The organism is Dokdonella sp. GW821-FHT11D02 (assembly GCF_058808595.1).
Map to the genome: position 1 here is coordinate 3,523,007 of NZ_CM179520.1, position 23,166 is coordinate 3,546,172.

General features: G+C 64.4%; 18 protein-coding genes and 2 tRNA genes. 2 read left to right on the top strand and 18 right to left on the bottom strand.

The genetic code is table 11. From position 1 onward, the window contains the following. Positions 1-119: 119 nt before the first annotated feature. A complete protein-coding gene (locus AC3QL3_RS15020; protein ID WP_492894909.1) occupies positions 120-596 on the top strand; it encodes a peroxiredoxin in 477 nt (158 codons plus the stop codon). 58 nt (positions 597-654) lie between these two features. Here the strand turns inward: AC3QL3_RS15020 and gyrA are convergent, their stop codons facing one another. The 17 genes from gyrA to murJ form a co-directional block, all read right to left on the bottom strand. Further along, positions 655-3,255 (bottom strand): DNA gyrase subunit A, encoded by a 2,601-nt coding sequence (gene gyrA / locus AC3QL3_RS15025; RefSeq protein WP_492894910.1) that lies wholly within the window; start codon positions 3,253-3,255, stop codon positions 655-657. A 137-nt stretch (positions 3,256-3,392) separates the two neighbouring features. Beyond that, the gene (locus tag AC3QL3_RS15030) at positions 3,393-3,821 is read right to left on the bottom strand and encodes a GtrA family protein (protein ID WP_492894911.1); all 429 of its coding nucleotides are present in this window, start codon (positions 3,819-3,821) and stop codon (positions 3,393-3,395) included. An 18-nt stretch (positions 3,822-3,839) separates the two neighbouring features. After that, complete coding sequence (mtnA, locus tag AC3QL3_RS15035) at positions 3,840-4,877, bottom strand: S-methyl-5-thioribose-1-phosphate isomerase (protein WP_492894912.1); 1,038 nt, start codon at positions 4,875-4,877, stop codon at positions 3,840-3,842. A gap of 108 nt (positions 4,878-4,985) precedes the next feature. Next, a tRNA-Val gene (locus AC3QL3_RS15040) sits at positions 4,986-5,060 on the bottom strand. A 95-nt stretch (positions 5,061-5,155) separates the two neighbouring features. Further along, positions 5,156-5,231: transfer RNA gene (locus tag AC3QL3_RS15045), tRNA-Thr, on the bottom strand. A gap of 36 nt (positions 5,232-5,267) precedes the next feature. Beyond that, positions 5,268-5,750: a type IV pilin protein gene (locus tag AC3QL3_RS15050; RefSeq protein WP_492894913.1), complete on the bottom strand. Its 483-nt coding sequence runs from the start codon at positions 5,748-5,750 to the stop codon at positions 5,268-5,270. Between the two features lie 14 nt (positions 5,751-5,764). Then, complete coding sequence (locus AC3QL3_RS15055; RefSeq protein WP_492894914.1) at positions 5,765-10,954, bottom strand: PilC/PilY family type IV pilus protein; 5,190 nt, start codon at positions 10,952-10,954, stop codon at positions 5,765-5,767. A gap of 33 nt (positions 10,955-10,987) precedes the next feature. Then, a complete protein-coding gene (locus AC3QL3_RS15060) occupies positions 10,988-11,488 on the bottom strand; it encodes a pilus assembly PilX family protein (RefSeq protein WP_492894915.1) in 501 nt (166 codons plus the stop codon). A 9-nt stretch (positions 11,489-11,497) separates the two neighbouring features. Continuing rightward, positions 11,498-12,769, bottom strand: coding sequence for a PilW family protein (locus AC3QL3_RS15065; RefSeq protein WP_492894916.1), 1,272 nt, complete (start codon positions 12,767-12,769; stop codon positions 11,498-11,500). 23 nt (positions 12,770-12,792) lie between these two features. Then, positions 12,793-13,218: a type IV pilus modification protein PilV gene (pilV, locus tag AC3QL3_RS15070; protein WP_492894917.1), complete on the bottom strand. Its 426-nt coding sequence runs from the start codon at positions 13,216-13,218 to the stop codon at positions 12,793-12,795. A 29-nt stretch (positions 13,219-13,247) separates the two neighbouring features. Further along, a complete protein-coding gene (locus AC3QL3_RS15075; RefSeq protein WP_492894918.1) occupies positions 13,248-13,910 on the bottom strand; it encodes a GspH/FimT family pseudopilin in 663 nt (220 codons plus the stop codon). 70 nt (positions 13,911-13,980) lie between these two features. Beyond that, on the bottom strand, positions 13,981-14,928 hold the full coding sequence (gene ispH / locus AC3QL3_RS15080) for a 4-hydroxy-3-methylbut-2-enyl diphosphate reductase (protein ID WP_492894919.1): 948 nt from the start codon (positions 14,926-14,928) through the stop codon (positions 13,981-13,983). Further along, a complete protein-coding gene (locus tag AC3QL3_RS15085) occupies positions 14,928-15,392 on the bottom strand; it encodes a cupin domain-containing protein (RefSeq protein ID WP_492894920.1) in 465 nt (154 codons plus the stop codon). Before AC3QL3_RS15085 ends, ispH begins: the two co-directional genes overlap by 1 nt. Next, on the bottom strand, positions 15,389-15,874 hold the full coding sequence (lspA, locus tag AC3QL3_RS15090) for a signal peptidase II (RefSeq protein ID WP_492894921.1): 486 nt from the start codon (positions 15,872-15,874) through the stop codon (positions 15,389-15,391). Before lspA ends, AC3QL3_RS15085 begins: the two co-directional genes overlap by 4 nt. Positions 15,875-15,876: 2 nt before the next feature. After that, positions 15,877-18,756, bottom strand: a complete 2,880-nt coding sequence (gene ileS, locus AC3QL3_RS15095; protein WP_492894922.1) for an isoleucine--tRNA ligase — start codon at positions 18,754-18,756, stop codon at positions 15,877-15,879. A gap of 47 nt (positions 18,757-18,803) precedes the next feature. Next, positions 18,804-19,769, bottom strand: a complete 966-nt coding sequence (locus tag AC3QL3_RS15100; RefSeq protein WP_492894923.1) for a bifunctional riboflavin kinase/FAD synthetase — start codon at positions 19,767-19,769, stop codon at positions 18,804-18,806. A 22-nt stretch (positions 19,770-19,791) separates the two neighbouring features. After that, positions 19,792-21,399 (bottom strand): murein biosynthesis integral membrane protein MurJ, encoded by a 1,608-nt coding sequence (gene murJ, locus AC3QL3_RS15105; RefSeq protein ID WP_492894924.1) that lies wholly within the window; start codon positions 21,397-21,399, stop codon positions 19,792-19,794. Positions 21,400-21,578: 179 nt separating this feature from the next. Here murJ and rpsT point away from each other — a divergent pair, with 179 nt between their 5' ends. After that, positions 21,579-21,842, top strand: a complete 264-nt coding sequence (rpsT, locus tag AC3QL3_RS15110) for a 30S ribosomal protein S20 (protein WP_492894925.1) — start codon at positions 21,579-21,581, stop codon at positions 21,840-21,842. A 202-nt stretch (positions 21,843-22,044) separates the two neighbouring features. Here the strand turns inward: rpsT and cgtA are convergent, their stop codons facing one another. Next, positions 22,045-23,082, bottom strand: coding sequence for an Obg family GTPase CgtA (gene cgtA, locus AC3QL3_RS15115; protein ID WP_492894926.1), 1,038 nt, complete (start codon positions 23,080-23,082; stop codon positions 22,045-22,047). Between the last annotated feature and the right edge of the window lie 84 nt (positions 23,083-23,166).

Consider the following 23,166-nt stretch of genomic DNA (forward strand, 5'->3'; position numbering starts at 1 on the left):
GCTTTAGGCTTTCAAGAGCCGGTTTGATGAGCCGCTTTCCCGAGCGAATCGGAACGATACCGATCGCGATCGAAGCCACGCGCCGTATGATCGGCCACTCCCTCCCAGCGGAACACGACATGATCCAGCCAGGCGAACGCATCCCGGCCGCAACCCTCAACATCCTCAAGGACGGCGTGCAGACGATTTCCACCGACGACATCTTCGCCGGCAAGAAGGTGGTGCTGTTCTCGGTACCCGGCGCGTTCACGCCGACCTGCTCGGCCAAGCACCTGCCCGGCTACGTCGATCACTACGAAGAATTTCGCCGGCACGACGTCGAGATCGCCTGCATCGCGGTCAACGACGCCTACGTGATGAACGCCTGGGCGCAGTCGCAGAACGTGCCCGAAGGGCTGTTGATGCTGGCCGACGGCAACGGCGAATTCACCCGCGCGCTCGGCTTGGAGATGGACGCGACGCGCTTCGGCATGGGCCTGCGCGGCAAGCGCTTCGCGCTCTACGCCGAGGACGGCGTGGTGAAGAAGATCAACGTCGAGGCGCCGGGCGAGTTCAAGGTTTCCAGCGCCGAGGCGATGCTGGCCGAGATCGGCTGATTAGCACCGGTATCCAATCGAAGCCGGGCCGCCGACGAGCAGCGGCCCGGCGCGTCGATCACTCTTCCGCAGGCGCGGCCGGCAACTCGCTCGCGGCGGCGTCGCCGCCCTCTTCCTCGCTGAGCGCCTGGACCTTGACCACGCCGACCAAAGCTTCGTCGGTCGGCAGGCGGATCAGGGTCACGCCCTGCGTGTTGCGGCCGACGCGCGCGATCTCGCTCGCGCGTGTACGCACCAGGGTGCCTTGGTTGGAGATCAGCATCAGCTCGTGGCTTTCGCCGAGCTGTACCGCGCCGACCAGGGCGCCGTTGCGATCCGAGCACTGGATCGCGATCACGCCTTGGGTGCCGCGTCCTTTGCGCGGGTAGTCGGCCAGCGGGGTGCGCTTGCCGTAGCCACGCTCGGTCGCGGTCAGGATGTCGCCGTCGGCATCGGCGTCGCCGCTTTCGCTGACGATCAGGCTGACCACCTGCTCACCCTCGGCCAAGCGCATGCCGCGCACGCCGGTCGCGGTACGACCCATCGAGCGTACCTCGCTCTCGTCGAAGCGCACCGCCTTGCCGTTCGACGCGAACAACAGGATGTCGCGCGCACCGTCGGTGATCTGCACGTCGACCAGGGCATCGCCTTCGTCGAGGCCGATCGCGATCTTGCCGCGCTGCAACTGGAACTCGAACTCGGTCAGCGGCGTCTTCTTCACCGTGCCGTTGCGGGTGGCGAAGAACACGTAGCGATCGGCGGCGAAGTCGCGCACCGGCTGCACCGCCTGCACCTTCTCGCCCGGTTCCAGCGGCAACAGATTCACGATCGGCTTGCCGCGCGCGTTCGGGCCGGCGTCGGGCAGCTTGTAGACCTTGAGCCAGAACACGCGGCCGGCGCTGGTGAACACCAGCAGGATGTCGTGCGTGTTGGCGATCCACAAGCGCTCGACGAAGTCTTCTTCCTTCATCGCGGTGGCCGAGCGGCCTTTGCCGCCGCGCCGCTGCGCGCGATACAGGCTGACCGGTTGACGCTTGGCGTAGCCGGCGTGCGACAAGGTGACGACGACGTCTTCGGGCTCGATCAGGTCGAGCACGTCGAGGTCCTCCTGGCTCGCCTGAATCAGGGTGCGGCGCGCATCGCCGTACTGCTCTTTCAATTCGACGAGCTCGTCGCGAATCACCTTGAGCAGCACGTCGGGATGCTCGAGGATCTCGATCAAGCCGGCGATCGTGCGCAGCAAATCCTTGTACTCGTCGGTGAGCTTCTCTTGCTCGAGGCCGGTCAGACGCGACAAGCGCATCTCGAGAATCTGCTGCGCCTGCACCTCCGACAGCTGATAGCCCGCATCGGCCAAACCGACCGACGCGTCCAGCCCTTCCGGTCGCGACGCGTCGGCGCCGGCCGCGGCGAGCAGCGCGCGCACCAGACCCGGCTCCCAGCGCCGCGCCAGCATGCGCTGCTTGGCTTCGTCCGGTGAAGGCGAGGTCTTGATCAGTTCGACCATCTCGTCGATGTTCGCCAGCGCGACGGTCAGGCCTTCCAAGATGTGGGCGCGGTCGCGTGCCTTGCGCAGATCGAAGATCGTGCGCCGCGTGACGACTTCGCGGCGGTGGCGGATGAACGCATCGAGGATTTCGCGCAAGCCGAGCGTACGCGGCTGGCCGTCGAGCAAGGCCACCATGTTGATGCCGAAGGTGACCTGCAGCTGCGTCTGCTGGAACAGATTGTTGAGCAGCACGTCGGCCGAGGTGTCGCGGCGCACTTCGATGACGACGCGCAGACCGTCCTTATCCGATTCGTCGCGCAGCTCGGAGATGCCCTCGATGCGCTTTTCCTTGACCAGCTCGGCGATCTTCTCGATCAACCGCGCCTTGTTCACCTGGAACGGGATCTCGGTGACGATGATCGTTTCGCGACCGTTGTCCTCGCTCTCGATCTCGCATTTCGCGCGCACCAGGATGCGGCCGCGACCGGTGCGATACGCCTCGATGATGCCGGCGGCGCCGTTGATGATGCCGGCGGTCGGAAAATCCGGCCCCGGAACGTGGCGCATCAACTCGTCGAAACCGAGCTCCGGATCGTCGATCAGCGCGATGCACGCCGACAGCACTTCGCCGAGGTTGTGCGGCGGCACGTTGGTCGCCATGCCGACCGCGATACCGGCGGAGCCGTTGATCAGCAGGTTCGGTATGCGCGTGGGCAGTACGGTGGGTTCGAGTTCTTTTTCGTCGTAGTTCGGCTGGTAGTCGACGGTTTCCTTGTCGATGTCGGCCAGAAGTTCCGACGACAATCGATCGAGCCGGCACTCGGTGTAACGCATCGCCGCGGCTTCGTCGCCGTCGACCGAACCGAAGTTGCCCTGGCCGTCGATGAGCGTGTAGCGCATCGAGAAGTCTTGCGCCATGCGCACCAGCGCGTCGTAGATCGAAGAGTCGCCGTGCGGATGGTATTTACCCATCACATCGCCGACCACGCGCGCGCACTTCACGTACGGACGATTCCACACCGTATTCGATTCGTGCATCGCGTACAGCGTGCGCCGATGCACCGGCTTCAGGCCGTCGCGCACGTCGGGAAGCGCGCGCCCGACGATCACGCTCATCGCGTAGTCGAGATAGCTCTTGCGGACTTCGTCTTCGATATTGACGCGAATGACTTCTCTGGCCAGTTCAGCCATCAGCAACCCTCTGTGATGCGGTGAATTCCGATGATTCCGATGCCGTTCGGCTAGCGCCAAGGCAACATGAAATCATAGCACAGACGGGCGCCGAAAACGGCGTTTTTCCTTGACCGCAGAGGGACTTGGCCGACGTTTCAGCCGCTCGTGCGATTCGCCGCGGCGGCTTCCGCCGGCGCGCGGAAAATCCAGTACTTCGAACTCAAGAAATTGACGAAGGCGGCGGCGACCGAACCGGCCGCGACACCGATCGCCGGCCACTCGTGCACCAGCGGCCACAAGGCGAGACAAGCGGCATAAACGCCGTAATTAAGGGCGAAACCGAGCGCCATCGCGATCAGGTAACGCACCAGCTGACGCCGCTTGCTGCCGCTGCTGCGGCCGGAGAAGGTAAAGCGGCGGTTGAACACCCAGGTCGTGGTCGCTGCGGCCAGGAACGAGAGCACGCGCGCGCCGTAGGGATTGAACGCGAACTCGCGCACCAGCAGCTGCACGATGCCGGCGTCGACGACGAAGCCGATCGCGCCGCTGATCGCGAACAGAAGAATTTCCTTGCGCAAGGCCATGCCCGACCGTCCCCGCGTTCAGCGCGCAGCGCGAAACAGCTCGGCCATGCGCGCGGTATCAGGGCGTTCGACCACGCCGCGCTCGGTCACGATCGCATCGATCAGCGTGGCCGGCGTCACGTCGAACACCGGATTCCAGGCCTGCGCGCCGTCGGCCACCGTGCGCTGGCCGGCATAGCCGAGCAATTCGTCCGGCGCGCGCAACTCGATCTCGATCTCGGCGCCGTTCGCGGTCGCCATGTCGACCGTCGAGGACGGCGCCACCACCATGAACTTGACGCCGTGGTGGCGTGCCGTGATCGCGAGCTGGTAGGTGCCGATCTTGTTCGCGGTGTCGCCGTTGGCGGCGATGCGGTCGGCGCCGACCACGACCCATTGCACGGCACCGGACTTCATCAAGTGCGCGGCGGCCGAATCGGCAATCAGGGTGGCCGGTATGCGATCGCGCAACAGCTCCCATAGGGTCAGACGCGCGCCCTGCAGCCAGGGGCGCGTCTCGCCGGCGTACACGCGCGCGAGGCTTCCGGCAGCGAAGCCTGCGCGGATCACGCCGAGGGCAGTGCCGTAGCCGGCGGTCGCGAGCGAGCCGGTGTTGCAGTGGGTGAGCACGCCGACGCCTTCGCCCGGCGCATTCGCGCCGATCAGCGCCGCGCCGAGTTCGCCCATGTGGCGATTTGCGGCGAGATCTTCGTCCTGAATCGCCTGTGCCTCGCGCGTCAGCGCGGCGACGTCGCTGCCGGCGCCCTGCATGCGGTCGAGCGCCCACATCAGGTTCACCGCGGTCGGCCGCGCCGAGCGTAGCTGTGCCAGCGCCGCGTCGAGCCGCTCAGGCTCGTTGCGCGCCGCCAACACCACGCCCCAGGCCGCCGCGATGCCGATCGCCGGCGCGCCGCGCACGACCAGATCGCGGATCGCAGCGCCGACTTCAGCCGCGCTGCGGCAATCGACGTAGGTTTCCTCGGCTGGCAAGCGCCGCTGATCGAGCAGGCGCAGATAATCGCCCTGCCAAAGCACGGCGCGGATCGAATCGTGGCTGGAGACGACGGCAGCGTTCATGGCGACGGAAGCTCGGAAGAAAACGCGGATCGCAAGGCTCGCCTGCGGGGCGCGCAGCGTACCAGCGCGATCCTGCGCGGACCAGATCGCGACGCCGTTGCGAGGAGATGGTGGGCGGTGCAGGGATCGAACCTGCGACCCTTGCCGTGTGAAGGCAATGCTCTACCGCTGAGCTAACCGCCCTGAACCGATCTGGAGACTGCCTGACGTCGCCGCTGGGGCGATTTCGCCTGGCAAGACGGAGTGGCGGTGCTGTCGCATCGCCGCCCCACCAGAGGTGGTGCCGGAGAAGGGAATCGAACCCCCGACCCACGCATTACGAATGCGTTGCTCTACCAGCTGAGCTACTCCGGCGAGGGGCGCGGAGTATACGGTGCCGCGAAGTGTTGCTCAACCTCCGGACGGCGGACCGACGGTGCCGAAGGTGCAGTAGTCGTCAGTGCCGCGCTGGTGGAACTTCTGCCCGACATTGTCGATGGTCAACGTACCGCAGCGATCACTCGCTTGAGATCCCTGCGGCGTTGCCTGCAATCGGTAACGGGCGGCCTGAGGGTCTGCCGGAAATGAGAGCGAGTAGTACCCACCGCCCGTCGCGTCGCGCGGCGAGCCGGTAAACGGCAAGGTGAAGCCGACATAAGTCCGGTTCTCCGTGTAGCGGCGCTCCAGCAACTGCGCAATCTCGAGCAGGTCCGCCTTGGCTTGCGCACGGCGAGCCTTGCGGATGTGTTCGAGATAGCTCGGCATCGCAATCGCGGCGAGGATCGCCACGATCGCAACGGTCATGACCAGCTCGATCAAAGTAAAGCCGCGTTGCGCCGACGCTTGCTGCGCCGGCGACCGCCGCGACCAACGAGTTTTGCGCTGTTCGTGCATGGGATCCTCCTCAATCAGCGCAGCTGGCGCCAGGACGCGCGGCATTGGAAATCTTGACTACCCGGCAAGCCAGGGTTGGGTATCAGACTGCAACGCTGATTGGCTTCGGGGCCGCCGCATTGGAGCGGATAGCCGGGATCGCCCGGGTGACACCACGACGGCGGGTCGCACTGCGGATCGGTCGATGGGGTTCCCGGTGGGGCGTTCGGATTCGCGCAGGGGCAGTTCGGATAGCCCGGCACACCCGGCGTGCAGTAGGGCCGTGGGTTGGATACGCAATCGGGCGTGCCCGGCGGACAGCCGATCGCTGGAATGCCGGTGTGTCCCGGGATCGTGACTACCGGATTGGGAGAGTTCAGCGGCGGACCGTTGCCGATGTTCTGCCCGCCAGGCGCCGTACCGCCGCCATTGCCGCCGAAGCCGCGTGTTTCGGACGGGAAAGCAGCCGAACCGTTCAACAGATCCAGTTCGAGCAAGCTGTTGACGCCGGCCGGCAAGCAGATTTCACCGCTCGGCCGGAACACGTTCACGAACAGCTTGCTGAGCAGGCCGACCGGCGCTGCGACGATGCGCTCTCCGCTCAACGGGTCTGCGTCGCCGGCGTTGCGTTGCAAGGTCAGATCCAGGAACCAGCCCAATTTGCCGATGCTGTAGTCGGTACTACGGTAGCCGAACGCGTTCTGCGTCATCGTCCACAAGCCGCTCGACGCGTTGTAGGCAGTGACCTTCTGCTCCTGCAAGTCGTCGCGGATGACTTGGGTGCCGCTGTTGTTGTCCCAGATCGCGTAGAGCGTATTGACCAAGGGCTTGTTGTCGGATTCCAAGTGATACGGATCGTTGTCGGTGATGTCGAGGTATTTGCCGGTGCCGAAATACACGATCACGCCGCCAAGCGGATTCTTGACCGCGAACATGCCGCTGGTGATCGGCTGCTGGTGACCATAGCTGTCGACCGCCTTGAAGATCGGCGTCGAGGGCGACAGACGCCAGCGATTTTCGGACAGCACGAACTTCCACACATTGCCGCGATAGTCACCGGCGTAGATGGTGTCGCCGATGCCGTCGGAGCAGACGCTCTCGCCGGTCGCCGGACAGTTGCCCTTCCCATCGACAATGGTCGCGGTCGACAGTCCGTTCGGCGCGGCATTCGCCGCATCGGTGATTGGATCCACCGTGCGTGGCGTGCCAGTGGCCAAGTCGATCACGAACAGTTTCGCCTTGTTGCTGGCACCGTTGTAGCCATTGCCGAACGCGGTGACCCATTTGCCGTCGGCGGTCAGCGTCGGCGGACTCGGAGTCCCGGTGAATTGGCCCATATCGGCGTCGGTCTGGTCGTTGAACTCGAACAACAAGTCATTGCCGCCGAAGGCCGACGGAGTCGTCACGTTGAGCGCGAACACCGAGCGCGCGCCGGCACCGGCCGAACCGACCAGCACCGTCTTCCAAGCGCCTAGGAAGGCATCGCCGAGAGCCGGCGTACCGTCGACGAAATACGTGTGCGCGTAGCTCGGCTTGGCCAGCTTACCGAGCTTGGGTACGACGGCGTTCGGGATGTAGGCGAACAACTCCTGGCCGCCGTTGGCGGCGCCGGCGAATGCATGCAGCATGCCGTCGTTGGCGCCGACGAAGACCGTGGTCGGCTTGGCGTCGACGTGCGCCTGATAAGCGTTGATGCAGGCTTGGTCGCAGCCCGGTGCGGGCTGCAACATGTTGTAGCCGTAGCTGAGCTTGTAGCCGACCTGAGGTGAGGAATTGACGATGTCACCGAGCCGCTTGGCCGTCTCGCGCTTTCGATAGGCTCCGCCCGGCTCCTCGTTGTCTTGCGCGCCTTTGAGATAGGCCACCAGATTGTTGATGCTGTTGGTGGTGTTCGGCCAGTCGCTGCCGGCCAATGCCGTTTGCATCGCCGTCGTCAGATTCGAGCCGGTGAACTGCTGCGCCCGATAGCCGCTGCTACCGCTCGGAACGCCGACCCAGATCGTGTTGCGCGCACCGGCGGGCAGTTTGCTCGCTGCCGACCACTGCTCTCCGCCGAGCGAGCCGTCCGCGCCAAGTTGAAATGCCTTCAGGTCACCGACCCAGCCGCTGGAGTCGTAGGACGATTGATACGCCAGTGTCTGCCCGACGGTGAAGCGCGAGGCGCTGGCGGCGACACTGCCGGACGGACTCGATCCGGCAATGACGGACTCGAACACCTTCTGCAACTGCTCCTTCAACTTGGCCGGATTGCGCACGAGGAAGTAGTTGTTTGGCACGTTGGTCGGGTGCCCGTCTGCATCCAGCGGTGCCCAGTCCTCCGATGGAGCTGCATTCGGCCATTCATTCGCCAGCGGCGGACGGCGCTTGTGCGTGTTCGCGTCGACCGTGGTGAAACCGCCGTACTTGGCCGAGTAGAACAGCGGGTTTTCGAGCTGCTTTGCGCTCGAGGTGCCGGCCGAGAACTTCAGCACCATCGGCTTGTACCAGTTCGAATCAGGCTCGAGCGTCTGCGTGAGGATCGAGCCATTCGTGTTGCCTGGACGCAGCGTGAGTCGCTTGAGGCCGTCGGCGTTCGAGCCGGTCACCGCGTAACCGGTCAGCATCGCATTGCCGGCATAGGCGGACAGGTTTTCGATGCGAATCAGCACGTCGTTGGCGCGCACCGTCGGCCGGCCATCGCTGCCGCACACCGGCGACGCGTCAGCGTCAGTGCCCGTACCCTTCGCGCGCCAGCAGATGTCGAAGCCGCTGTACGACGCCGTAGACGGCGGCGGCACGACGCCACCGGTGATCACGTAGCTTTTCGTCGAAACGTCAATATTGCCGTTGTTCGCCGTATAGGACGAGCAGGTTCCCGTACCGTTAGAACCGGTGCACAGCTTCAAGGTATAGCCGGACGCTACCTTGACCGAGCGGACTCTCACTGCGATCAGATTGTCGCCCGAGGCCGTGTTCGGACAAGTTCTACCCGATCCGTAATTGGTGGAGGTATACCAACACAGCTCCTGCGCCGTCGTGGTCGGCAAACCGGTCGAACGACTGCAGGCATCACCGACGCAATAGGTCAGCATCGACACGACGTCGTTGTCGTGGTCGTTGCCCCAGAGCGAGTCTTCCCAGACCAGCGAAAAGCTGCCGGCGCTGGCGTTCGACTCGAGCGCGCGACCATAGACGTAACGCCGATCCTGCGTCGACGTCTTGCTGCCGATGCTGACCGAACCCAAGAAGCAGCTGCGCCACGCCGTGTCGTTGGTTCCACCAAGGCCATCTGCGGAACCGCTGTTGTTGGCTTGGCACAAGGGCGCCAGCGCAATTTTGTTGTTGCCGACCGGAATTTCGAATTTCGGCAGATTCTCGGCCAATGCGACCGCGTAGGTCTGCACTGTATTGCGCGAGTCGACCGGCTTGGGTTCGCCGCGAGAATTGGTCAGATTGGGCCGCAGATCGGTGGTCCAGGCCTTGTAGGCCAATCCCGCCATCAGGTAACTGCCCTCCATCGACGGAATATCCGGGCAAATGCCGCGCACGTCGCCGAGGCTGGTGACGGTTTTGGCCGTGCACAAATCGACATGCGTGTTGGTGTCGGTCTGCTTCGGTCCCGCGGCCGCACTGGCTGGATCGACCAGATGGCCGAGGGAGCGGCCGACCAGATCTTGGCCGTTCACGCTCTCCTTGCCGCCTACGGATCCCGTCAGCGTTGCCGCATCGCTTTGCAGCGAAGCCACAGTCGGCACTTCGTCGCCGTCGAACGAATTCAAGCCGCTGGCCAAGACCAGGATGCTGCAATTGGCGCAATACGGATTGCCGCCCTGCGCCGGCGCTCGATACGGATCGAGCCAATTCGGCGCCGGCAAACCGGACAAGTCATTTGAAGCCGAGAAACCGGTCGTCTTCGACTCGTTGGAGATATAGCGCACCGCCTCGGCGTACATTTCAGACAGCGGATTGCCCCAGCCACTGCAATTCTGGCTGTTGGCCGACGTACCGGGATTGTTGAGATGCTTGTCCCCGTCGCGGTTGAGGATGCCGTAGGTGTTGCAGTCGTTCCACTTGGCATTTTGGATGCCATTGGCATTGACGGTCACCTCCCAATTCGTCAACTTGAACCGCTTGATCGCATTGACGATACCCTCGGTACCATCCTCTTGATTGCAGAAGCGACCGTTACTCAGATTGACCTCGTCGCCCGTTGCGCAACCAGCACCCGTCCCGTTACCGGCGAACTTGCCGATATTGCGGCGCAGAACGCCGCCGCTACGCGGCTTGGAATAGCTACCGCTGATCAAGCCGAAGCGCAGCTTGCCGCTCTCACCGTAGTTCTGCAGCAAGCCGACCGGCTTGTAGGATGCCGCACCGCTAGTGTCGGTGTATTTTTGACAGAAGCTTTCGCGTTTGGTCGCGTCCGTTCCGCAGACTTGCACACGAACCGTATAGTCGCCCGCGGTTCCACCGAGAGCCGCGCTCTTGGGAGCGTCGTCCCAACAACTGTTGTCGCCGCTCGCACCGGAGCAGCTGCCAGTGCCAGGAGGATAAGCCGTCTCGCGCCAATTACACTGGCTCAATGCCGTCGCCGCCCATTCGGGGTAGTCGCCGCTCGCGACACGCAAGGTCGGGTCGCCAGCTCCATTCGCTCCGAAAGAAGCGCTGCACAGTGTTACGGGACCGGTGGCGCCGGGCACGAACTGAGCCACATCGCTGCCGCGATAAACCTTCGCCCAGGCGTGCAAGTCGTTCGGGATGTAGGCGCGCTCGAGTACCGTGCTTGCATCGTCGGTCGAGCGGTTGCCGCCGTAGAGCACGAAGCGCAGCAGGTCGATGCGGCTCATCGCCGCCCAGTTCAGAAAGTTTCCGCTCCAGGCGCTGCTGCATTGATGCGAATTCGTTCCGGTCGCCTTCGCCGAGGCGGTGAACTTGCTGCTGCCGTAGGTGTAGCAGAGCTTTGGATCGAAGTAGCCCGAATAGTCGAAGGTGTCGATGTAGGTCGTGTCGATGCCGTTGTTGTTTTCCGGATCGAGATCGGTGTAGTCCGGATAGGCTTTATTGAACAACTGCTCGTCGCGTGACATCACCATCATCATCAGCGGCGGCACGCCTGCGGTGGTGAACAGCGGTTGGTCGGTGATCGGAATCGACTGCGCCTGCGCGTATCCGACCGGTGCGGCCAGCGCAGAGAGCAGACTCAGCAGCGCAGCTGCGCCGGTCAATCGCAAATCGAGAAGCTTCATTGGACGTTTCCCCTACGGCGCGGTTACGACGCCTCAGAAAATGAAAATGCCTTGCAAAGCCGCCTTGGCATCTCCGCTGCGGTCTTTGTCGATCGCGGCGACCGAGTAGTAGCGCAGGGCGCCGCCGTTGGGCGGCAAGGCGGCACTCGAACAGGTTGGGCAATACATCAAGGATCGCTGCGGCTGCACAGGCAAGGTCGGCTCGCTGGTCAGCCAAGATGACCACGGCATCTGATTCACCGCAGCGGTATTCGGATCGGCACCGACGGTGAGACAGTTGCCGGCGGTATAGCAATTGATGCCGTAAGTGATCGGGTTCGCACGCACGGTTTCGCGTGCGTTCGTCAAGGCCGTCTCGCCTGCCTCGAAGCCGTCGTGACGGACTTTGAAATTGCCGGCCATGCGCTCTTGCAGCAAGGTCACCTGCATTGCCGTGATGCCGATCATGGTCATCAAGAGCAGCATGATCAGGCCGACGAACAGGGCCGCGCCGCGCTGGTGAGAAAAGGATGGATGTTCGAGTCGCTTGTCCATGGCGGCCGCTCAAAAGCCAGTAAGTCGATTGCGCAAGGCAATCGTGGTTTCGTAAACATCGCGGAAGCGATGATCGTCAGGACGCGTCATCTTCGTAAACGGTGCCGTCGTCGCATCCTCGCCGCCGAGATGGAACACGTTTCCACCCGTACGCGGTGCAGTGCCGACCGGATCCTGGCTGCGCATCAGCAACGCGATACGAACGCTGACGACTTGGCGCCAAGCGGCGTCGATCTGAACCGGCGTACCGGTATTGGGAATCTCGTCGGCCCTGACGAACGAATTGGCCAAACCGTCGCCGTCACTGTCGATGCCGTACCACAACTGCATCGCTTCGACACCGTCGGCAATTTCTTCCGTCGTCAGCGAAGGAAAGGCACCGCCGCCTGTGTTCGCGTAGCGCTGAACTTTCAGCGCCGGGTTACCGACTTCCGAGCTTCCGACGAAGATCGCAAGGAATTCGGCTTTGTGAATCTCGGCGTTCAACGTGCCTTCCGGCGTACCCAGGGGCGGCTGCTTGAACTCGCCTTCTGCATTGGTGAAACCCCAGGTGTCGTTCGGGCCGGTTCCGTTCGGATTGCGCATCGCATTGTCTGTGCTGCCACCGATCAACACCGTATTCGCGGACCCGGCGCTGGCACGGAAAATATCGACGCGCGGACGGCAATTGGTGGCCGCGTAGACGCCGCCGACGGTGACGAAATTCGAATCGTTCGGCACGCTTCCCAGATTAAAGGTGCCGGTGGTGGGATTGAACGCAGGACCGGCGGGCGTAGTCACCACCGCTGCCGAGGCTGAACTCAGAATGCGCAGCACCAGGACGTCCGAACCGGCGACGGGCCGCGCCGTGGACGAAGGGAGAACGCCGCTCTGGGTCAGACTCGGCGTCCAATCACCAGCCGCTCCGGGCGGCGGATCGGCGACGCCATCGGTCGAACAGCTGTCCTGACCGCAATTGGTGTATTCGAAGCCCTGGATCGGACGGCTGAAGCGAACCACGTTCTGCGTGTCGCTCGCCGGTGTGGTCGGTATGTGGTTGTAGTACTGCAACGTCGCATCCGATTCGTTGCCGCAACCCAAGTATCCGGTCATACGCAAGTTGTCTTCGAGAAAACTGAAGATGAAGCGCGCGTTCTCCTGCGAACGCGACATGCCAGCCTGCAACGAATAGGCGACCTTCGAGCCGATAAAAATCTGGCTGAGCCCGAGCAGCAGCAGAGCCGAGATCGTCATCGCGACGAGAATCTCGATCAACGACAAGCCTTTCGCGGGTGCGAGCAAGCGGATTCTTTTCGCGGATGCGTTCATAGCGTCGTGGTCAGAGTGAATTCCCTACCGCGGTCGGCGTCGGTGATCGCCCAGCGGGCGTCGGTCCAGGTGATGTGTATGGCGATATCACCGCCACCGAACTCGAGCCGACCGCTGCCGTCCGGCAACTGCGCGGCGATCTGCGCTTGCCAGTCGTCCAAATCGGCGACTGCGCGAGGGCTGTTGCCGCTGCCGTAATAGGCGATCGCGGTATTCGTCGCGCCACCGCCGTGCGCACGCATGCGCTCGACGATCATGTTCGCCAAAGCGGTTGCCTGAGTACGGAAATTCGCGCTCTGGTTCGCCTTCATCGAAAATGCCTGCAGCGCGGCAAGGCCGAGCAAGCCGAGACTGAGCACGACCATGGCGACCAGCACTTCGAGCAGGGTGAAGCCACGTCGCGAGCGGGTATGGATCGTCATGGATGAGCCGTTCTCGGAAGTGCGACCATTTATCGACAGATATCGTTGACGATCAAAGCTCGTCCACGCAGTTCCAACGTGATCGTGCGCTGCAATATTGCAGTCGCGGAAACGCAAGATCGCGGCCGCAGCTTGAACGTCGTATGTGGCGCCCTATCGGCGGTACCGGTGTTCACGGTGTTGCTATCGGTTATCCCTCGCCCGGAGCGATCGAAGCTGATCCACTTCACCACATCACTGCTGGAAAGGGCCTCGAGGGTGGTGTCTGGACTGATCGGTTCCCACATGCGCAGCACCACGTCGGTGCCTGCGTCGACCTGGCCGCGCGTGCCGTAATCGGTGAACACGATCCAGCGATTGGTCGCCCAATTGCTCGAATCGGCGCAAGTCGTCCCGTTCGCACTCGGACACAAAGTCACCGGCCGCGAGCGCGTCATCGCCTCTCCTCGGGCCAGATTGATCGCGGTGACGAACTCGTTCGCCCCGGTCGCGGTGCGATTACTCTGGATAGTTTGCCGATAGCTCGGCATGGCGATCGCCGCCAGGATCGCGACGATCGCGATCGTGATCATCAACTCGATCAGGCCGAAGCCGCCGCTGAGGATGCTGGTGCGGATAGGTGGCGACACGCGACGGCTTCCCCCGAATGCCGGAATGGGTCGCACCTTAGATTTAGTAAGGAAGCGGCGCAAGCCGCGATCCAGCCTGCGGTAGGAATTGGCGGACGAATGGTGCTCGCCCGGGCGCTGCGCCGATCGCCGCTTACGCGACCACCCGCAGCCTGAGTTCCTTCGGCAACGCGAACGTCACGTTCTCGGGCTCACCGTCGAGCTCGCGCACGGTAGCGCCACCCGACTCGCGCAGGCGCGCGACGACGTCGCGGACCAGGCTTTCCGGGGCGGAGGCGCCGGCGGTGACGCCGATGCGCTGGCGGTCCTGCAGCCATTCGGGGCGGATATCTTCTGCGCCGTCGATCAGGTAGGCCGGCACGCCCTGCTTCTCGGCCAGCTCGCGCAGACGGTTGGAGTTGGAACTGTTGGGTGAGCCGACCACCAGCACCAGGTCGCACTGTTGACCGAGCCGGCGCACCGCGTCCTGGCGATTCTGGGTGGCGTAGCAGATATCGTCGTGGCGCGGCCCGACGATCGCCGGGAAGCGGCGCTGCAGGGCTTCGATCACCGCGCGCGTGTCGTCGATCGACAGCGTGGTCTGGGTCGCGAAGGCGATCTGCTCGGGATTGCGCGGCGTCAGGTGATCGACGCATTCGGGCGTTTCGACGAGGTGGATCGCGCCGGCGTTGGCGCGGTCCCACTGCCCCATCGTGCCCTCGACTTCGGGATGGCCGGCGTGGCCGATCAAGACCACGTCACGCCCGGCCTTGCCGTGGCGCGCGACTTCCATGTGCACCTTGGTCACCAGCGGACAGGTCGCATCGAACACGCGCAAGCCGCGTTCACCCGCCTCGCCGCGTACCGCTTGCGAAACGCCGTGCGCGCTGAAGATGACGGTGGCGCCGTCCGGGACTTCGGCCAATTCGTCGACGAAGATCGCGCCCTGGCCGCGCAGTTTCTCGACCACGAAGCGGTTGTGCACCACTTCGTGGCGCACGTAGATCGGCGCGCCGAAGGTCTCCAGCGCGCGCTCGACGATCTCGATCGCGCGATCGACGCCGGCGCAGAAGCCGCGGGGATTGGCGAGGATGACTTGCATCAGTAAGGCGTACCGTCTTTGTGCGTGTACGCGAAGCGGCCTTCGGCATCTACCCGCAAGGCCAGGTCCACGTCCGCATAGTGTACCGGTCCGGTCCGAGGGGTGCGATTGCTGATCTCGAGGTAGGACGCCGGCACGTTGCCGCGGTTCACGAACTGGTGCGCATTCGGCTCGCCCGCCTTGAACCCGACGACCATGCCGGCATCAAGGGTTTCCTCCCCCTCTTCCGTGCACAGGACCAGCTCGCCCTCGAGCACGTAGATCAGCTCGTCGTCGTCCTCGTGCCAGTGGCGCATCGAGGATTCGACGCCGGGCGGTAACACGGTCAGGTTGACGCCGATCAGGCCGAGACCGAAGGCGTCAGCGAGTGATCGCTTCTCGCGCGGCAACACGCGCGAACGGAACGGCTCGGGATAGGTGCTGGTCGTGCGGGCCGCGAGATCGAGTGCGCGCTTGGCGATCATGCGGATTTCTTTCCGTCGAACAAGCCAAAAGCGATCAGCAGCACGGCGCCGACACTGATCGCCGAGTCGGCGATGTTGAACGCCGGGAAGTACCAATCGCCGTGGTAGACCTGGATGAAATCGGTGACGTGGCCGAAACGCAGGCGGTCGATCAGATTGCCTATCGCGCCGCCGACGATCAGCGCCAGCGGCAGCGCTGTGCGCCAGTCGCGGCGCGCCGTGCGTGAGAGCCAGATCACCAGCACCGCGCTGACGCCGATCGCGAGCGCGGTGAACAGCCAGCGCTGCCAGCCGCTTTCGTCGGCGAGGAAACTGAAGGCCGCGCCGGTGTTGAAGGCGAGCGTCCAGTTCAGCAACCCCGGAATCACCTCGACGCGCTGCAAGTGCTCGAGCGCGCCGAGCACGATCTGCTTGGTCCACTGGTCGAGCGCGATCACCAGCAGCGACAGCCCGAGCCAGGACAACGCATTCGGCTTGGCCATGCTCAGAACCAGCGCCGCGTTTCGCCGGCGCCGTCGACGTTCTCGACGCAGCGGCCGCAGATCTCGGGATGCTCGGCATGGGAACCGACGTCCGGGCGGTAGTGCCAGCAGCGGATGCATTTGGGCGCATCGCTCGGCTGCGCGGCGACCCACACTTTTGCTCCGTCCAGATCCACGCCCTGCACGTCGGTGCGCTCGGTCGGATCGGCAATCACGCCCAGATCGGCCAACGCGAGTTCGGAAGTGATGAAGAGGAAGCGCAGCTCGTCGGCGACCTCGGCGTAACGCGCGCGCGTGGCCGCATCGGCGTGCACGACCAGCTTGGCCTGCAGCGACGCGCCGATCGCGCCGGTTGCGCGCATGCCTTCGAGCAGGCGCGAAGCCGCGCCACGAATCGTCAGCAGATCGGCCCACCACTGACGTTGCTCCGGCGCGCCTTGCGCCGCCGTCAGACCTTCGTACCAGGTCTCGAACAGCACCGATTCGCTGCGCGTACCGGGTACGAATTTCCAGATTTCCTCGGCGGTGAACGACAACACCGGCGCGATCCAGCGCACCAGCGCTTCCAGCACGCGGTACATCGCGCTCTGCGCGCTGCGGCGGCCGTGGCTGTCGGTCGGCATCGTGTAGAGGCGGTCCTTGGTGATGTCCAGGTACAAGGCGCCCATCTCGTTGGTGCAGAAGTTCTGCACGCGCTGCACGACTTCGGGGAAGTCGTGGCGCGCGTAGGCGGCGATCACCGCCTGCTGCACATCGTAAGCTTGCTGCACGGCCCATTGATCGAGCAGCAGAGACTCGCTCACCGGCAGCAGATGCTCGGACGGCTCGAAACCGTCCAGATTGCCGAGCAGGAAGCGGCAGGTATTGCGGATACGACGGTAGGAATCGGCGACGCGTTTGAGGATCTCGTCCGACAGCGCCATTTCGTTGCGATAGTCGCTGGAAGCGATCCACAGGCGCAGGATGTCGGCGCCGTAGTTCTTCATCACGTCCTGCGGCTCGATGCCGTTGCCGAGCGACTTGGACATCTTGCGGCCCTGCGCGTCGACGGTGAAACCGTGCGTGAGCACTTCGTCGTAGGGCGCGCGGCCGTGCATCGCGGTCGCGGTCAGCAAGGACGATTGGAACCAGCCGCGATGCTGGTCCGAACCTTCCAGATACATCACCTTGTCGCCCGGCTTGCGCGCCAGGTTCGCGCGCTGGTCGAGTACGCACCAATGCGTCACACCGGAATCGAACCAGACATCGAGAATGTCGGTGACCTTCTCGTAGCGCGCCGCATCCGCGCCGAGCAGCTCGGCCGGATCGAGCGAATACCAGGCGTCGACGCCGTCCTTCTCGACGCGCTTGGCGACTTCCTCCATCAGCTCGACGCTGCGCGGATGCGGCTGGTGGTCGTCCTTGTCGACGAACAGCGCGATCGGCACGCCCCAGGTGCGCTGGCGCGAGATGCACCAGTCCGGACGTCCGGCGACCATGCCGGCGATGCGCTCCTCGCCCCAGGCCGGAAACCAGTCGACGTCGTCGCGGATCGATTTCAGCGCGGCAGCGCGCAGGCCGGCACGCTCCATCGCGATGAACCACTGCGGCGTGGTGCGGAACGCGACCGGCGTCTTGTGCCGCCAGCAATGCGGATAACTGTGAGTGAGCTTGGCCTCGGCCAGGAGCACGCCGCGCTCGCGCAGCAGCGCGATGATCGTGTCGTTCGCCTTCCAGATGAACTGGCCTTCGAAGATCGGCGTACCGGGCAGATAGACGCCGTTGCCGCCGACCGGGTTGAGTACGTTGGCCGGATACTTCTCCACCAATCCATACTGCTGCCCGACCGCAAAGTCCTCCGCGCCGTGGCCCGGCGCGGTATGCACCGCTCCAGTGCCCTCTTCCGCCGACACGTGATCGCCGAGCAGCAGCGGGATTTCGCGCTCGTAGAACGGGTGACGCAGTGCGAGATTTTCGAGTGCGGCGCCGGCAGCATGGCCGAGGACGTTCATGCCCTCGACGCCGTAACGCGCCAGCGCGCGCGCAGAGAGCGCCTCGGCCAACACCAGCAAGACGCGCTTGCCGTCGCGCGACGGGCCCTCGACCAGCACGTACTCCAATTGCGGCCCGAGCGTGACCGCCACGCTGGCCGGCAAGGTCCACGGCGTCGTCGTCCAGATCGGCACGGCGACGATGTCGCCGTCGGCGATTGTCACGCCGAACTTCGCCGCCAGCGCCTTCGGATCGAGCGCGTCGTAGGCGACGTCGATCGCCGGCGACTGCTTGTCCTGATATTCGATCTCGGCCTCGGCCAGCGCCGAACCGCAATCGAAGCACCAATGCACCGGCTTGAAGCCGCGCACGACATGACCGTTGGCGTGGATCTTCGCCAGCGCGCGGATCATGTCCGCCTCGTAACTGAAGTCCATCGTGCGATAGGGATTTTCCCAATCGCCGAGCACGCCCAGCCGCTTGAAGTCGGCGCGCTGCAGATCGATCTGCTGCGCGGCGTATTCGCGGCACTTGGCGCGGAACGTGGCCGCGTCGACCTTCTGCCCGACCTTGCCGATCTTCTTCTCGACCGCGACTTCGATCGGCAGTCCGTGGCAATCCCAGCCCGGCACGTAGGGCGAGCGGTAGCCGGCCAGCAGCGCCGACTTCACCACTACGTCCTTGAGGATCTTGTTGACCGCATGGCCGAGATGGATCACGCCGTTCGCGTACGGCGGACCGTCGTGCAGGATGAAGGCGTGCTCGCGCGCAGCGGTGCGGCGCTGAATCTCGCCGTAGCGATCGACCTTCTCCCATTCGGCCAGCATGCCGGGCTCGCGCTTGCCGAGATCCGCCTTCATCGCGAATTCGGTCTTGGGTAGGTTGATCGTGTCTTTGTAGTCTTTGGACATGGAGGACGCCGGAATCGGGAATCGGGAATCGGGAATCGGGAGAAAAACTAGCGTGTGGCGCCGGCAAGAATTGCGCGCGCCTCGGCCGCATCGCGATCGATCTGCCGCACCATCGCATCGAGATCGTCGAACTTCAACTCGTCGCGCAATTTGCGCACGAACTCGACCTCGATGCGGCGGCCGTACAAATCGCCGTCGAAATCGAACAGATGCGCTTCCAGCAAGGGCTCGCCACCGCCGTCGATACTAGGGCGGACGCCGAGACTGGCGACAGCGGGCCAGCGGTCGAGAATCGCGTTGCCCGCTTCGCGCTGGCCGGTCTCGCTCACCCGCACCGCGAAGATACCGCCGACCGGCGAGGTTCGCCGTCCCAAGCGCAGATTCGCGGTCGGATAACCGAGCTTGCGGCCGAGCTGCTGGCCGCGCACGACATGGCCGCCGATCGCGAAGCGGCGACCGAGCAGTCGCGCCGCGGCCTCGAATTCGCCGGCGGCCAGATGCGCGCGAATCGCGCTGCTGCTGACGCGCTCGCCGTCGACGCAGACGTCGTCCATCGTCGCAACCTCGAAACCCAGCCGCGCACCCATGTCGCGCAGCAAGGCGACATCGCCACGACGCGCATGGCCGAAGCGGAAGTCAGCGCCGACCCAAAGTTCGCGCACGCCGCAGCGGCGCAAGAGCACGTCCTCGACGAAGGCTTCGGCCGACATCGCCGCCAGCGCATGGTCGAAGCGCAGCGAGAGCAAGGCCGACACGCCGCGGTCGCGCAACTGTTCGATCTTCTCGCGCGCGCTGGCCAGCCGCGGCAGCGGCGTGCCGCGCGCGAAGAATTCGCGCGGAATCGGCTCGAAGCTGATCGCGAGCGACGCCAGTCCGCGCGCCTGCGCACGCTCGCGCACGTGTGCGAGCAGAGCACGATGGCCCAGATGCACGCCGTCGAACGCGCCGACGCACGCTACGCTGCCGCCCGGAGCCAGACTCGGCCCCGCGGCATCACGGAATAAAAAGCCCATCCGGCGAGTATATCCGGCCGGCTCAGACACCTTTCAAATCGCGCAGCCGAAAACCGCTGGCGAACAAGGCGAGCAGGAATGCGCCGCCGGCGGCGCCGATCGCCGCAGCGAGCCGCCCCACGCGCGTCAACGCCGATCCCGCGCTCCAATCCGGCCAGTACCACAGACTCGCCACGATCACCGCGACCATTGCCGTACAGGCCAGCGCGAGACGCAGCAGATGGCGGCTCCAACCCGGTTGCGCGACATACACGCCGTCGCGCTTCAGCGCGAGCCAGAGCTGGGCGAGGTTCAAATAGCCGGCCAGCGCACTGGCCAACGCCAATCCCATGTGCAGACCGGGCACTTTCTCGAGCGCAGCGAGCCAGCCGTCGCCGAGGTCTTCCGGCCGATGCCACAGATGCAGCAAGAGGCCGACGAAAATCACATTCAAAACCATATTCGCGATCATCGCGACGATGCCGGCGCGCACCGGCGTCTTGGTGTCCTGACGCGCGTAGAACGCCGGCGCGACCACTTTGACCAGGGCGAACGCAGGCAGGCCGAACGACAGCGCCGACAACGACAGCGTCGCCATCTGCACGTCGTGTGCGGTGAAGCGGCCGTACTGCAGCAGGGTCGTCAGAATCGGTTTGGCCAAGAGCACCAGCGCGAGCATCGCCGGCAGCGAAATCAGCAGCGCCGTACGCAGTCCCCAATCGAGCGCCTTGGCGAAGCCTTCGCGATCGGTGGCGACGTGGTGGCGCGAGAGCGACGGCAGGATCACCGTGCCAAGCGCGACGCCGAAGATGCCGAGCGGAAATTCGAGCAGGCGGTCGGTCTGCGCCAGCCAGGTTTGCGAACCGGTGATCAGGAACGAGGCGATCAAGGTGTCGAGCAGGAGATTGATCTGCGCGACCGAGGAGCCGAACAGCGTCGGCACCATCAAGGTCAGAATCCGTCGCACGTCGGGATGGCGCCAACCCCAGCGCGGCAAGCTCAGCAGGTCGAGCCGACGCAGCGCCGGCAACTGCACCAACAGCTGCAAAATGCCGGCGGCGAAGATGGCCCAGCCGAGCGCCATGATCGGCACGTCAAAATACGGCGCGAACCAGAGCGCGCCGGCGATCATGCAGAGATTCAAGATCACCGGCGTCAGCGCCGGCAGCGCGAACTTGTGGAAGCTGTTCAACACGCCGCCGGCCAGCGCGGTCAACGAGACGAAGAACAAGAACGGAAAGGTCACGCGCAACAGATCGGTGGTCAGCGCGAGCCGGCCAGGTTCGTCGATCATGCCCGGCGCGAAGCCGCGCGCCAGATAGTTCGCGCCGAGCACGCCGAGCGCGGTCAGCAGCAGCAGTACGCCGCCGAGGGTGCCGGCGGTGCGCGCGACCAGCTCTTTCAGGTCGGCGTGCGGACGTGTTTCCTTGACCTCGGTGAACACCGGCACGAAGGCGACCGAGAACGAGCCTTCGGCAAACAGCCGGCGCAGGAAGTTCGGAATGCGGAAGGCGACCCAGAACGCATCGGTTGCCGCGTTCGCGCCGAACGAATAGGCGATCGCCTGCTCGCGCACCAGCCCGAGCAGACGCGACACGAAGGTGCCGCCGCTGAAACTGAGCATCGAGCGGAGCAGGCTGGGGCGGGTCACGAGTGGAGCCGGGATTGGGGATTGGAGATTCGGGATTGGCGGAAGCATGTGACCGGGGGGGTTTTAGTCGGACTCCCGATTTCGTCTGCTCCATTTCCACTTGAATCGTTGACGCAAGCCGCGGCTACTGGCAGAATTCGCGGTCTTTTTCCGAACAACCCATATTCCGGAGTCTTCCCTTGGCCAACATCAAGTCCGCGAAGAAGCGTGCGCGCCAGTCCGAGCAGCACCGCCAGCGCAACGCCAGTGCGCGTTCGATGGTTCGCACCGCGATCAAGAACGTCGTCAAGGCCATCGAGGCGAAGGACAAGGCGCGCGCCGAAGCCGCTTACAAGATCGCCGAGCCGGTCATGGATCGCTACGCCGCGCGCGGCCTGATCCACAAGAACAAGGCCTCGCGCCATAAGAGCCGCCTCACCGCGCACATTCTCGCGCTGGCCTGAGTACTCGAAAAATGCGGCCACGGACGGCTGCTTCGCAATCTCGACGCTCGCGGACGAGCGCAAAAATACCAAGCCGGCGCGAGCCGGCTTTTTTGTTGGCGTGTTCGGCGAAAAGGCGCTCATCTGCCCTTGCTTCAGCCGGCCGCGGAAAGCTTCGACTTGCTCGCGAAGATGAGAGCGGCGAAAGCACCGCTTGCGACGCTCACGCTTCGGCCTCGCGCGCGGCCAGCTTCTGTTCGTCGAAGAAGCGCTGAATATCCAAGCACAACGGCCAGGTTCCCTCGCGCGCGATCGCCGAGACCAAGTGCCAGGGCTGCTTCCATTTCAACTTGCGTACGATCGCCTTGGCGGTCTTTTCGCGCTCTTCCGGCGCGATCAGGTCGATCTTGTTGAAGACCAGCCAGCGCGGCTTGTTCAACAAATCTTTGTCGAACTCGCCCAGCTCCTTCTCGATCGCGCGGATCTCCTCGATCGGATCGGTCACGCCGTCGAGCGGTGCGATGTCGACCACGTGCAGCAAGAGCCGCGTACGCGCGAGGTGCTTCAAGAACTGGATGCCCAAACCCGCGCCGTCGGCGGCACCTTCGATCAGGCCGGGAATGTCGGCGATCACGAAGCTGCGGTCGGTTTCGATGCGCACCACACCCAAGTGCGGCTGCAAGGTCGTGAACGGATAGTCGGCGACCTTCGGCGTCGCCGCCGACACCGCGCGAATCAAAGTCGACTTGCCCGCGTTCGGAAAACCGAGCAAGCCGACGTCGGCGAGTACTTTCAACTCGAGCCGGAGTTCGCGCTCCTCGCCGGCGCTGCCGGAAGTCGCCTTGCGCGGCGAGCGATTGACCGAACTCTTGAAGTGGATGTTGCCCAAGCCGCCACGGCCGCCCTGCGCGACTAACAAACGCTGGCCGTGCGTGGCGAGATCGCCGATTTCTTCATCGGTCGCGGTGTTGATCACGACCGTGCCGACGGGCACCCGGATGATCAGATCGTCACCACCCTTGCCGGCCATCTGCCGACCCATGCCGTTCTCGCCGCGCTGCGCGCGGAAGCGGCGCTCGTGGCGGAAATCGACGAGGGTGTTGATGCCTTCGTCGGCGAGCAGCCAAACGCTGCCGCCGCTGCCGCCGTCGCCACCGTCCGGCCCGCCGAACGGGATGAATTTCTCACGCCGGAAACCGACGCAGCCGTTGCCGCCGTTGCCGGCATGGACTTCGATGGTGGCTTCGTCGACGAATTTCACTTGGGAGGGGCCGGGATTGGGGATTTGGGATTGGGGATTCGGAAAAGCTGAGAAAAAAAGAGGAACGCTGATAGGGATCGGCGG

Excerpts from the sequence above, each read along its gene's own strand:
- lspA (WP_492894921.1), bottom strand. The coding sequence starts at position 15,874 with ATGGCCAAGCCGAATGCGTTGTCCTGGCTCGGGCTGTCGCTGCTGGTG.
- AC3QL3_RS15085 (WP_492894920.1), bottom strand. The coding sequence starts at position 15,392 with ATGATCGCCAAGCGCGCACTCGATCTCGCGGCCCGCACGACCAGCACC.
- AC3QL3_RS15100 (WP_492894923.1), bottom strand. The coding sequence starts at position 19,769 with ATGGGCTTTTTATTCCGTGATGCCGCGGGGCCGAGTCTGGCTCCGGGC.
- AC3QL3_RS15060 (WP_492894915.1), bottom strand. The coding sequence starts at position 11,488 with ATGGACAAGCGACTCGAACATCCATCCTTTTCTCACCAGCGCGGCGCG.
- AC3QL3_RS15050 (WP_492894913.1), bottom strand. The coding sequence starts at position 5,750 with ATGCACGAACAGCGCAAAACTCGTTGGTCGCGGCGGTCGCCGGCGCAG.
- pilV (WP_492894917.1), bottom strand. The coding sequence starts at position 13,218 with ATGACGATCCATACCCGCTCGCGACGTGGCTTCACCCTGCTCGAAGTG.
- gyrA (WP_492894910.1), bottom strand. The coding sequence starts at position 3,255 with ATGGCTGAACTGGCCAGAGAAGTCATTCGCGTCAATATCGAAGACGAA.
- mtnA (WP_492894912.1), bottom strand. The coding sequence starts at position 4,877 with ATGAACGCTGCCGTCGTCTCCAGCCACGATTCGATCCGCGCCGTGCTT.
- ispH (WP_492894919.1), bottom strand. The coding sequence starts at position 14,928 with ATGCAAGTCATCCTCGCCAATCCCCGCGGCTTCTGCGCCGGCGTCGAT.
- AC3QL3_RS15055 (WP_492894914.1), bottom strand. The coding sequence starts at position 10,954 with ATGAAGCTTCTCGATTTGCGATTGACCGGCGCAGCTGCGCTGCTGAGT.
- AC3QL3_RS15020 (WP_492894909.1), top strand. The coding sequence starts at position 120 with ATGATCCAGCCAGGCGAACGCATCCCGGCCGCAACCCTCAACATCCTC.
- ileS (WP_492894922.1), bottom strand. The coding sequence starts at position 18,756 with ATGTCCAAAGACTACAAAGACACGATCAACCTACCCAAGACCGAATTC.
- AC3QL3_RS15030 (WP_492894911.1), bottom strand. The coding sequence starts at position 3,821 with ATGGCCTTGCGCAAGGAAATTCTTCTGTTCGCGATCAGCGGCGCGATC.